The sequence below is a fragment of the Synechocystis sp. PCC 7339 genome (assembly GCF_019924095.1).
GTDB lineage: Bacteria > Cyanobacteriota > Cyanobacteriia > Cyanobacteriales > Microcystaceae > Synechocystis.
Genome location: NZ_CP063659.1, coordinates 1,561,267 through 1,573,142, shown reverse-complemented (window position 1 = coordinate 1,573,142; position 11,876 = coordinate 1,561,267). Strand labels below are relative to the sequence as shown.

The following is an 11,876-nucleotide window of genomic DNA, read 5'->3' as shown; positions in this document are numbered from 1 at the left end:
GTGAAAGTGAAAATTAGCTAACCAATGGAGTTAGCTCAACCAGCCATTTTTTGTACTGGGGATGGTGGGGGCAAAAACCTGCAGTCGTTCAAATTGGGCTTCCCGAATTTCGTACATCAAGCTGATTAATTCATCTGCATGGGGGGAAGCAAGGATTTTTTGTTTAATTTCCTCAAAACCCTCATCCAAAATATTGTTAGCTTCTGCCAAGTCATCGGTGGCTTGGAGTTGACGTTCTAATTCACCAAATTTATCTTTCAACATTTGTCCTTCGGCGTTATCTGGAAAAGAGGCCACCATTTCCTCGATGGCCACTTGCAATTGTTCCAGTTCTGCTTGCTCGGCCATGGGGCTGGCGATCGCCTGACTTTGTTCCATGGTAGGGGGAGCCCCATCAAAGTTCAAACCATTAGGCACCGGAGCCTCTGTGGGGGGCATAAATAGGGTAAAAGCAGAAACAACAAAGCAACCAACACACATGGGACTAATTCTCCTAACACAATCGATGGAACTAGGGGTGGGCAATTGGGCCTTGGTGACTCCACGTTAGTTGGGGACTAGAGCATCTCATTCTGAGGGAAAACCACCGAACCGCAAAAGCTGAAATTTGCCCCACCTTAACAAAAAATTAGCTTCAGGTTCCAGGGTGCCAGTTTTAGAACTGTTTCTCATAGCGAATGATGAACTGACTGAAATTGTAATCGTAGGTGAAACGCATATAGCCTTTGTCCTCCACCTCATAGATAGCTTCGAGGAAAGGCACCACTCGGAAGTCCGTGCTCTTGATTTTGTCGCTGATTGCCGTTTCCACGTCGTAGACCAATCCTTGGAAAATCATTGGGATCGCTAGTTGGGTAATGCCCACCTGTAGTAGTTGGCTGGAGTTTTTGCCCTGGAGCGCATCCACCAAAACAATCACCTGTTCTCCCAAGAGGCGGACAATTTCCCCTTCGGTACGGGGAGGACTGCTGGTCAGGTTCAGAGCCGGATTGCTAAAAATTTGTTCGTTATCTACCCCCTGGGCGGCCAGAATTTGTAGGCAACGGGAAAGGCGATCGAGCTGAAATTCATCAAAACTCCCCACCCCTGTGAGCGGACGGAAGGTGACGGTGGGGTCACAAACGGCGCTGTAGCGGGGATTAATATTGGGTAAAATTTGGCTCAGACTGCCTTCAATGGTGAGGCGCACATCAATCCGCTCAATTTGATTTAGACTGTCGTCGGGATATTCATTGGTTTCCTGGGAGCGCATCCGGGCCGATTGGGGCAGATCGGACACAATGGTGCGCATGGCGATGTTCAAGCTGGGGTTAATTAGGTCTTCATCTGAATAAAACGTAATTGTGTTGGGGGCCCGGCGATCGAGCAAAAAGCGAGTATCAAAAAAGCTGACCCGACCCCGGTCGAGGCTAATGGTGCCATCGGCCCGCAGATCGTTAAAGTCAGTCAGGGGGCCATTGACCGTTAATCCACCACCAAAGGTAAACACATAAAGAGGCTCCTGCTCGATATGAAGATTGTCCAGGGTGATGCGTAGGTCGTTCAACTGGGGTTCCACGAGGGGCGATCGCCTTGTGCCCTTGAACCAACCCAGTCTGGTGCGTAATTCCGCAATGCGGCTTGGTTGGCTGTCCAAGCTCCGGTCTGGCACAAATACCCTGCCATTGGCTAAGGCTACGTCTCCGGTAAGTTTCGGGGCCAGGGCAGAACCTTCGACGGTCACTAACCCCGCTAAATTACCCTGGTAAAGATTGGGAATGGTGATATTGGTCGGTTTAATGCTGACCTGGAGGGGATTTTCCAAGCCCGGCTGGGCATCAAATAGAGGTAGTACACCAGCCATTTCAATCCGACTTTGGTCTAGTTGCCCCGTTAACTGTTCAATGGCGATCGTTGTGTTATTAAACAGAATTTCCCCATCCACCTGCACCGGGGTTGGTAGAGCGGCACTCCTAATTTGTGCTCCATTGAGACTGACCTTACCCAGGGCTCTAAGATCGGAAATGCCAATGCCGTTATGTTGCTCAATTTTCCCTTCTACCTTTAGATCCGCTTGCCCTTCCCCGCCCAGCCAGACCAATTGTTCTTGACTGACTACGTCCAGCAACTCCAAGGAATTAGGGGGAATTTTGAATTCGGCCCTAAAAATACTTGGTACCTCTGCGGCCCTGGCTTCCAGGGGATTCCAATAAAAGGGCACATCAGCCCGCAAGTAGAGGGGAGAAGCTTCCGAAGTGACCAATTGTAATAAATTATTTTGATAATCGAATTGGCCCCCCACTTCTTCCGGCACCGGCCTAGCGTTGAGGGTGATCTGGTCAAAGTTGAATTTTCCCGATAGGGCAGGGCCAGTGGCGGTCAGGGCCACACTTCCTTCGGCGTTGAGACGGGCACCAAAGGCGGAGGACATTTCCACAAAAGAGTCCAAATTGTTCAGATTAAAATCCTTTATCGACCATTGCAATTGGGTTTTTTCTAGGGAGAAAATTCCCTCTGCCCCCAAGCGAGATTCTCGAATTTGCACAAAAGAGGGTAGTAGGGCCAGACGACCGTCAGCAAATTTAGCTTCCAGTTGAAACTGTTCAATGGGCAGGAAGCGGGTTTCATTCATCACTAGCCCGATGGGGGGCACAATGTTGGGAAAGGGCCCTTGGGGGTACCAACTCCAATTTCTGCCCTGTACTTTGAGCCCGAGGGTAGGCTCCCGTAGGGTGCCATTCAGGTTAAGGGCCGCATCAAAACTACCTTGCACATTTAACTGGGTAGGTACGCCCCCCCGTTCGTACTGCTGGGCGAGGGCGATAATGCGCTGGTCAATGACGTAGAGGAGATTGAGTTGATTCTCCAACGGCCCATCAGGGTTACCCAAACTGAGGGGGCCAACAATATCGGCAGATTCCTTAGGGATGGACTCTAAACCGGTTAGCCGCAGTAGGGAGCCCACATTAGAAATGTTGGCCGCCGCCAGCAAGGGAGCAATTTCCCCACCGTTGACGTTTACCTTCGCTTGGATGGCTTCGGTTCTGAAGTTGAGGGAGCCCTGGGCTTGATATTGACCGATGGGAGTTTGAACCTGGCCTTGTTTGAGTTGTAGGGTTTGATTTTGATAGGCCAGGGCCGCTGTCACTTCACCGATCGCCGAGGAGCCGAGGCTAACGGCATCAATAGCCAAATTGCCCTGGCCGTTACCGTTGCGGAGGTTAACCACTAGGTCGGCGTTGAGGTTGCCATCCAGTTGCCCAGCAATTTGGTAACGTAGCCCTGGCCGCAGGTCTAAAATGGCGAGGGGAAAATCTTCTACTCCCATGGCTAGGCGATCGCCGTTGAGTTTGCCCTGGGCGAGGATGGGTTGCTCCCGACCATAGGCCTGACGCAGGTTAAAGCTGGTGGGAAGGTAGGGAAATAAGCAATTGCCCCGGCAGGGTTTGAGATTGACTGCAAGGCGATCAACTTGCCCCTCGAGATCCACTAGGAAATTTTGATTTAACTGGACGGACAGGGGGCCCCGCAATTGGGGTTCAAAGCCAAAACCATTAACAGCTAAGTTATTGAGCTCCAGATTGCCCGCTAATTTTAAATCTGCCAAATCAGTGACGTTGCGTCCCATTAACTGCCCGGTAAATTGACTAGTGCCCTCCAGGGCCAAAGCTTGGGGACGAAATTCCGGGGCCAGGGGCAGTTGGGCCAGTAGGGCATCAATGGGCAGTGGCGCAAAACTGAGGCCATTGCGGACATTGAGATTGACATTGGTCAGGGCCGGACGTTGGCGGAAGTGGCCAATGGTAATCTTGCCATCAGCATTGAGGTTCTGGGGCCCACTACGGAAAGCGGCCCGTTGCACTGTGACGGGGATGGTGCCCGCATTATTAGCGGTGGTAAATAAATTAGCTAAGTTGCCCGTTAGTCGAACTTCCCCCTCCACTGGGGCCAGGGTGCTGCCATATTTGGCCAGTAAGGGATTGAGATTGATTTCCTTTGCGGTAAGCCGACTTTGCCAGGTGAGATTTTTCAGGGCACTCACACTAGTTACAGTCCCCCCCGCCACCTCCAAATCCACATTGGCGATCGCCGCTACCTGACTCAAATCCGGCTGGGCTTGCACCAGATCGGCCAGATTAGCCCCTAGGGAGATACGTCCCCTCTGCACTTGGGCAGGCACAGGAATTTCGGGAGCGAGGGCGTTGAGGGGAATGGCCCCCACATTGGCGATTGCCCCTAGGTTGCCATTGAGTAGAGAACCTTTCACTGCTACGGGGCCATTGGCAACGGTGAGGTTTAACTGCCCTTCGCCCTGGAGACGGTTAAGGTCAAAATTACGCACATCTTCCCAGGTATTAATGTCCCCCACAAAGGCACTGCCCTGGATTTCTCCTGTGTTCAACCTAGCTGCCACCGGTAACCCAGGTAAAAAGGGATTAAGGGCGATCGCCCCCAGGGTGGCATTGGTCTGTACTGTACCTTCCCGCAATTGGGCATTGCCATTGATTTGGCGATCGTCCACCAAGGCGGTGAATTGACTACTGGCCTGTATTTGCCCCAGGGGTAACTGCCCCGTCAACAGAGGGGCCAAAGGAAATTGGCTTTGGGCGGTTATTAGGGAGAGGGCCACCGGCGCGGCTAGGACAGGCACATATTGATCAACTGCAATGTTGCGAGCTTCTACCTCTGCTTGGACTTGCCCCCTGGTCAAATTGGCACTAATGGCGGCGGTTTGTTGCTGACTGGCTAGTTGGATATCGGCATTGCCCTGCCAAACGTTGGGGTCAAAGGCAAAAATTTCCCCGCTCACATTGCCCTGGCCTCTGGTAAGGGTGAGGGGTTGCGCGATAAGTTGGGGCGAGCAAAAATTACTTTTCTCTAGACCACACAGGGTTTGCAAAAGGGGCTGCAGGGGAAATTGGGCAGTGTTCCAGCGGGCTTGCCAACGGTCCTGGGCAAAATTAGCCTGGCCCTGCACGTTGAAAGAACCTTGGTTGGTGCTTACTTCCGCTTGGGTTAGGGTTAATTTAGGCCCCACCAAATTAGCTTCACCCCTGGTGCCCAGGTTAAGACGGCCCTGACGATCGCCATCGGTAGTTTGCCATTGCACATTTAAACGGGGATTGCCCAAGGTGCCCCCAGCCTGGCCAGAAAAACCCAGGTTACCAATTTCCACCTGCTGCAAATTCAATTCGTAGGTATTTAACAAGGCCATGGTGGCGATCGCCCCACTGACCTGACCTGTCACCGGAATGGCCTGCCACTGCCACTTGTCTGCTTCGGAGGTTAGTAATTGCCGTAGTTTCCAAGGGGACTGTACCCGAGCCTGGATTTCCCCTCCACTGACGGGTCGTAAACTGACATTGGCCAAGGCAACTTGGTCTAAATCTGCCCGGAAATTTACCGCCAAACGATTGAGGGGAACCCGGTCAAGGCTCACTGTGGCCACATTTGTTAACTGACCCTGGAGTCGGGGATTGGTGAGAGCCCCCTGTAACTGTCCCTGGGCCTGCACTTGCCCTGTGATCGGTAAAGGGAGGGGCACAGCAATGGTATCGAGGAAAGCGGCGGTGTCAATGGCCTTGGTACTGAACTGCACCTCGTAGCCCGATCGCCAGTCAATGGTGCCCTGGAGCACAGCATTGAGGGGGCCGAGGTTAATAGTGCCCTGGTTGATCTGCAACTTTTGCCCAGTCAATCCCAGGTCTAAACCGACTTGCAAAGGGGCCTTGACCTTATCGATGCGGGCTTGGAGTTGCGCCAACTTAACATCGCCCACGGTTTGCAGAGCGGACCACTGTTGCCAACTGGGTAGGGTACCTTGCACCTGTCCGGACACCTGGCCCTTTTCCACTGTCACGGGTAAAGGGGGTAAAAGACTGGCTAAAGCAGGTAAATCGAGGCGATTAATGGTGACATCGGCTTGACTTTCCCCCGTATTGAGGACCGTTTGCCCCTGGGCCTGGAGATCACTGCCAGCTAATTGCACCCCTAGGTCATAGCTAATCGTTTGTTGGTCGCCCTGACGCCGATATTGATAACCGCCTTGGCCGGCGGCGGTAATTTCCACCGCTTGCTGAAAACCCTGGGGTAACAATTGCAGTTGCGCATTTTCCAGCGTTACCCCCACCGTTAAATCCAGGGGGAGGGAAAAGGGCTTCTCCCCCTCTGGTAACGTGATGGTGGTCCATTGCCCCGTGGGTTGTTGCTCCAGGGTCACCTGGGGATTAACAATGGTGGCGCTAACCTCCACTGGCCTTCCCACCAAAAAAGGTAAGGGATTGACATCTACTTCAATGGCTTCAATGGCGATCGCCGTCGCATCATCGGCCGTCCGTGGTAGGGAAGAATTGCTCAGCCTTACGCCCAGTAAACGAAAATCCTCCACCGGGCCAATATCCACCGGCCGCCCCAACAATCTGGATAATTCCGACTCTAAAAATGGCGATGCTTCCCGGTAGGCCAGGTGTTGCCCTCCCAGATATAGACCCGTACCCGCCACCGCCAGCCCACCCAGGGTGATCAGGGTGCTGGGTCTAGTTAGCCAACGTCTCAATTTGGCGATCGCCCCCGCACTGTGAGGGGAAGGATTGTTGCTCATGGGTACTTGGCAAAATCAACTCAGTTCACGACTCACTGACCATGGGGCCTAAACAGACTAGACCGCCGCCAGGGATAGTTAGTTTCTGTTTTAGCGGAGAAAGGGGTCTAGGGTGAACTGTGAAATTGTGAGATGTAAGAACAAATTGGTCAAATTAGGCCGGGTTTGCAAATATTTGGGGTCACGCCGGCCTTGTTAACCCAGTTTTTGCCCCTTTTCTCCACCATTGGTCAACTGGGAAAAACTGCCCCTGGCATTTTAGGGCATCAACCCAGGGCAAAATCGAACCCATACCACAGTAACCCAGCTAACCGCCTTACAACTGTTCATGGAAATAACGCTGGTACAAAGGACAGCTAGCACTGCACCGATCGCCACTGAGGGTAACTAGCCCCATGCTTTCTAAGCGGTAGGCAATGGGGGGATCTAACTGCACCGGACTGTCACTGTTAACCACTTGCTTCATACTGGCGGCCAAATCCGGCGTCCCCGTCAGTAAGCCCCAAAGACGGCGGAGATGATTGCTATAAATGCCACTCTGGGTAACCGCATTGGCCAAAATAATTGGTAGATCTACACTGGTTTTTTGTACCGCATCTAACGCCAAACGAATCAGATAGGGATGCCCTCCGACGAGTTCGCCTAAATTCAATAAATTTTCTTCTTCAATTTGATTTTCATCAAAACCATAGGCGATTTTCAGTTGGAGAATTTGCTCCTTGGTGAAGCCAGTCAATTTCCACTGACGCCCCACATTGAAGGGGGATTGGTTGGCGTCTAATTTGACATAGGCTTCGGTGGAATTGGCAATGATTAAACGGAGTTTTTGCCATTGGGCCAGGTTATTACTTTCTTCATGCCAATAGCGCAACATGGGCAGGAAATCTTGGGCAATGACAGGAAACTCAAATAGGCGGTCTAGGTTATCAATGGCCAGCACTAACGCCCGGTCAGTTTGACCAAGTAAATAATCTTGTACGTAGGTTTTACAACTAACTAAACTGCCAAACAATTCTTCGTCCCAATAGTCATCTAAATTGGGTTTAATGCCTAGTTCCCGACTGAGGTTGGCACAGAACCATCGTAAAAATTTATCTAGGTTACTAAACATGGCACTTTCCGCTGTTTGGAGGTTGAGATAAATATGGCGATCGCCCGTTGCTTCCACCTCTCCTAGCAAAAATTGTAATAGAGATGTTTTGCCCATTTTTTCCGGAGCTTTAATGCGTAATAGGGCTCCCCCCCTGGTCAGTTCCTCAAGACATTGTTGTTCCGTGGGCAGCCGTAGAACATAGATGACGTTATCCCCTAGGGGACTGCCCCGGCCAACAGTCAATGCTGGGGTAAGGCTATTAACGCCGCCAGCAAACTGTTCATTCTGCCATTGGGGATATTTGACTTCCTTAAACCAATCCCGCAACAGTTGGAACTTCCCTGGTCCACGACTGCTGGCATCTAATTCTGGGCAACCCTCTGGCTTATCATTGGCAAAAACCCCGTAAATTTGGGTCATTTGTTTTTTGTAAGTTTCATGGCTAGCGGCCTCAGCAATTTCCCACACCTCCAGGTCGGACTTGCGCCAATGTTCGTAGGCAAAGCGGGCTAAAAATACCTCCTTAAGCTTGCCCCGTAGATTGTAGTCGTGGGTAATGTCTAGTAAAAATTGGTTCCAACCAGTTGGTTTCATCGACAAATATGGTCTCGGTAATTAAGTGCTGAGCGTCTGCCCAACCGATTTAATGGTAGCGCTGAAAACTGCTATGATACCACTGACTAATTAACAATATTTTAGTACAAAAGAGGAGTTAAACCCATGGCTAAAAGTGGACGACAAGGGGCCGGCGGATTCTGGCGGGACTTTAAGGATTTTATCCTGCGGGGTAACGTGGTAGATCTGGCCGTAGCCGTAGTAATTGGTGGTGCTTTTACCAACATTGTTAATGCATTTGTAGCTTGGTTAATGGCAATTTTGCTCCAGCCAGTACTGGATCAAGCTGGTGTCAGTCAATTGCAGGATTTACCCTTAGGTTTAGGGGAGTTGGTGATTGCGGTGGTGAACTTTATTATTATTGCTTTTGTGATTTTCCTCATCATTAAAGCTATCGAAAAAATGCAACGTAAAAAAGCAGTGGAAGAAGAAATTGTGGCGGAAGTGCAGCCGGATCCGGTGCTAGAAGCCCAAGCTAATTTAACCGATTCCATTAATCGTTTAATTACTACCTTAGAAAGTCAGCAATCTTCCCCTCAATGATCACTTAACCAACCAATCGCCTGGCGGATCCAAATTTCAGGATCGTCGCTCTGGGCTACCTCCGGAACTTGACTGACCATGGCAATCGCCTGCTGGATTTCCGTCTGACTGTAACCCAGGGCCAATAGGGTCATTTCCAGGTCTTCCAGGAGGGCAGTCTGGGGCGGGGCAGAGTCAATTTCCCCAGCCCTCATTTGTAGCTTATGCCATTGGGATAACTTACTTTTCAGTTCCAGGGCCAACCGTTCAGCCCCCTTTTTCCCCACCCCCGGCGTTTGACATAATTGTTTGATATTACCCGTCACCACTGCCTGCACTAAGCCTTCAAAGCCCAACGTTTCAATTAAGGCGATCGCCAACTGGGCCCCGATGCCGGTTACCCCCATTAATTGACCAAATAAATCCCTTTCCGCTAGGCGGCCAAAACCAAATAGAGTCATCTGATCTTGACGTACCAAGAGGTGGGTAAAAACCTGTTGGGGTTCCGGGGGGGGCGGAGTCCATTGTTGGGCTAAGGAATGGGGCACCTGCAACTCATAACCCACCCCATTAACGGACAAAATTAAAAACCAACGATTCTGAATATTTTTTGTGACTGTAACAACCTGGCCCTGGAGAAATTGAATCATAACTATTTTCGTATCTAAATCAACTGGGCCGTAGCTTCAATGCCAATGGCGATCGCCGCCCCGAGGAAAGTGTTAATGCCATTGACGACCTCATTGGTGAGCCAGGGCCATTTGTTTTGCAATGTTGCACCGATGACACTCTCTAGGTTGGTGGCCACAAAGGCGGCCAAGGTGGAGAATATAATCCCCCCAAGGTGATCAATCCCAAGCCGTAACCTAAAAATGCCAGAGCTAACCCAGCCGCAAAGCCCGCCACAGTGCCTTCCACACTCACTGCTCCCTCCGTTCCCCTTGGTACCGGTTGCAGGGTCGTAATTAAAAAAGTGCTTTTACCGTAGGCTTTGCCCACTTCACTGGCGGTGGTGTCCGATAACTTGGTGCTAAAACTAGCGACGTAACCCAATGCTAACCAGGGTTGCCACTCCTGCGGGCCAAAGGCGATCGCCAGGGCACAGAGGGCGGCGGTAAAGGCAGACCCCCAAACATTTTCCGGGCCCCGTTGGCCGGATCTTTTTTCGGCAATGCCAGCGGCTTCCTTTTCGGCTTGGCCAATGCGGGTCACAGCGGAACCCATCAAAAAATAGGCTAAAACCACCAGGTACCCCTGCCAGCCCAGGGCGGCCCAAATGATTACCCCCAACACCCAGGCGTGGCCGTAACCAGCGCCGGTTAAAAGCTTTTTCGGGGCAATCGCCGCTAGGGCCAACAGCAAACTATTGAGCACAATACCGGTAAGCCAGGGGAAGACCAGACTCTGCCGCCAGACTTCGCTAATCAGGGAATTGTCCATGGGAAAAAAATGCCAGTAACATCGATGGTTGGTAAATCATTTGTTAACCGTAGAGCAGGGCCATGGCAACGGCGATCGCCGGGCAAACACCACTAAATTTTTTCAAGAAACCAGGCCCTAGGGCAGAATAAAGATCAAACTGTACGACAACAGTCTGAAGCAAATGAGATTTATCGGATTTTAGCCAAACACCATGACTGCATTGAACCATCAAATTATCGTTGTTGGAGGGGGAGCCGCAGGTATCACCGTTGCCGCCCAGTTATTAAAACAGAAACCCAAACTCGACCTGGCGATCATCGAACCCTGCGATAAACACTATTACCAGCCTGCCTGGACCTTAGTGGGGGGGGGAGCCTTCGCCATGGAAGACACCATTAAACCGGAACAGGATTGCATTCCCAGCGGCGCCAAATGGATTAAAGCCAGCGTCGCCAGTTTCGACCCGGACAATAATTCCCTCACCCTCCAGGACGGTCGTCGTCTCAGCTACGAATATCTGGTGGTTTGTCCCGGCATTCAAATTAATTGGCACCTAATTCCGGGATTGCAGGAATCCCTGGGTAAAAATGGCGTTACCAGCAACTACGATCGCCGCTATGCCCCCTATACCTGGGAATTGCTGCAAAATTTCAAAGGAGGTAATGCCCTCTTTACCTTTCCGGCCACACCAATTAAATGTGCCGGCGCCCCGCAAAAAATTATGTATTTAGCGGACGAAACCTTCCGCAAAAATGGCGTGCGAGACAAAACCATCATTACCTATGGGGTTGCAGTAGGAAAAATCTTTGGCATCCCCGGTTACTGCGAGTCCCTGGAAAAGGTGGCGGCCAATAAGGACATTGATGTGCGCTATTACCACAACCTCAAAGCCATTAACCCCAGCACCAAAGAAGCGACCTTTACCGTTAACGGGGAAACGGAAGTCACCGTCCCCTACGACATGATCCATGTGGCTCCCCCCATGTCTGCCCCGGATTTTATTAAAAACAGTCCCCTCGCGGCGGCAACCGGCGGTTGGGTTGACGTGGATAAATTTACCCTGCAACATAATCGCTACAGCAATGTATTTAGTTTGGGGGATGCCTCTTCCCTGCCCACATCTCGGACGGCGGCGGCGGTACGTAAACAGGCCCCCGTGGTGGCCACCAACCTTTTAGGCTTGCTGAATAGCCAAAAAGCAACGGCAGAATACGGTGGTTACACCTGCTGTCCCTTGGTCACTGGCTACGGCAAAACCATCATGGCGGAATTTGACTACGACGGCCAGCCCAAATCCAGTTTTCCCTTCGATCCCACCCAAGAGCGTTGGAGCATGTGGCTAGTGAAACGTTATGTTTTGCCCTGGTTGTATTGGAATCGTATGCTCAAAGGAGAAGCCTTTGAACCGGACAAATGGAATCCCCTTTTGGGCAAATCCTAGGGTCAGTTGACCGAGGGCTGGGGAGGGTTTTGGTGAAAATTCTCCCTTGTGAAGACATCTAGACAAATTAGCCATCAAATTCTGGCGGTAGGTGCTATGATCAGCCAGTGAGATTAAGGATCGGTAGACGCACTTGTTATGAGTGTTAGTGCATTGTTTATGGTTACGCTTAGCAGGCTTCTCTCCGAAACCCACTCTCTTTC

The 11,876-nt window shown here is 51.2% G+C and carries 6 protein-coding genes and 1 pseudogene; 2 read left to right on the top strand and 5 right to left on the bottom strand.

What is annotated here, in order from left to right; genetic code table 11:
• Nucleotides 1-30: 30 nt before the first annotated feature.
• The 3 genes from IQE94_RS07435 to IQE94_RS07425 form a co-directional block, all read right to left on the bottom strand.
• Complete coding sequence (locus IQE94_RS07435) at nucleotides 31-480, bottom strand: hypothetical protein (protein WP_223343023.1); 450 nt, start codon at nucleotides 478-480, stop codon at nucleotides 31-33.
• A 175-nt stretch (nucleotides 481-655) separates the two neighbouring features.
• A complete protein-coding gene (locus IQE94_RS07430) occupies nucleotides 656-6,580 on the bottom strand; it encodes a translocation/assembly module TamB domain-containing protein (RefSeq protein ID WP_223343022.1) in 5,925 nt (1,974 codons plus the stop codon).
• 316 nt (nucleotides 6,581-6,896) lie between these two features.
• Entirely contained in the window at nucleotides 6,897-8,267 is a 1,371-nt protein-coding gene (locus tag IQE94_RS07425; protein WP_212717162.1) for an AAA-like domain-containing protein, read from the bottom strand.
• 126 nt (nucleotides 8,268-8,393) lie between these two features.
• Between IQE94_RS07425 and mscL the strand changes: the two genes are divergently transcribed.
• Nucleotides 8,394-8,831 (top strand): large conductance mechanosensitive channel protein MscL, encoded by a 438-nt coding sequence (gene mscL / locus IQE94_RS07420; RefSeq protein ID WP_212717160.1) that lies wholly within the window; start codon nucleotides 8,394-8,396, stop codon nucleotides 8,829-8,831.
• Here the strand turns inward: mscL and ruvA are convergent.
• Both ruvA and IQE94_RS07410 read right to left on the bottom strand, forming a co-directional pair.
• A complete protein-coding gene (gene ruvA, locus IQE94_RS07415; RefSeq protein WP_223343021.1) occupies nucleotides 8,825-9,460 on the bottom strand; it encodes a Holliday junction branch migration protein RuvA in 636 nt (211 codons plus the stop codon). The two genes, mscL and ruvA, sit on opposite strands and share 7 nt — an antisense overlap.
• Nucleotides 9,461-9,474: 14 nt before the next feature.
• A pseudogene (locus IQE94_RS07410) lies at nucleotides 9,475-10,250 on the bottom strand (TIGR00297 family protein).
• Nucleotides 10,251-10,443: 193 nt separating this feature from the next.
• On the opposite strand from IQE94_RS07410, the gene IQE94_RS07405 reads away from it, so the two are divergent.
• Complete coding sequence (locus IQE94_RS07405) at nucleotides 10,444-11,673, top strand: FAD/NAD(P)-binding oxidoreductase (protein WP_223343020.1); 1,230 nt, start codon at nucleotides 10,444-10,446, stop codon at nucleotides 11,671-11,673.
• The last annotated feature ends 203 nt before the right edge of the window (nucleotides 11,674-11,876 follow it).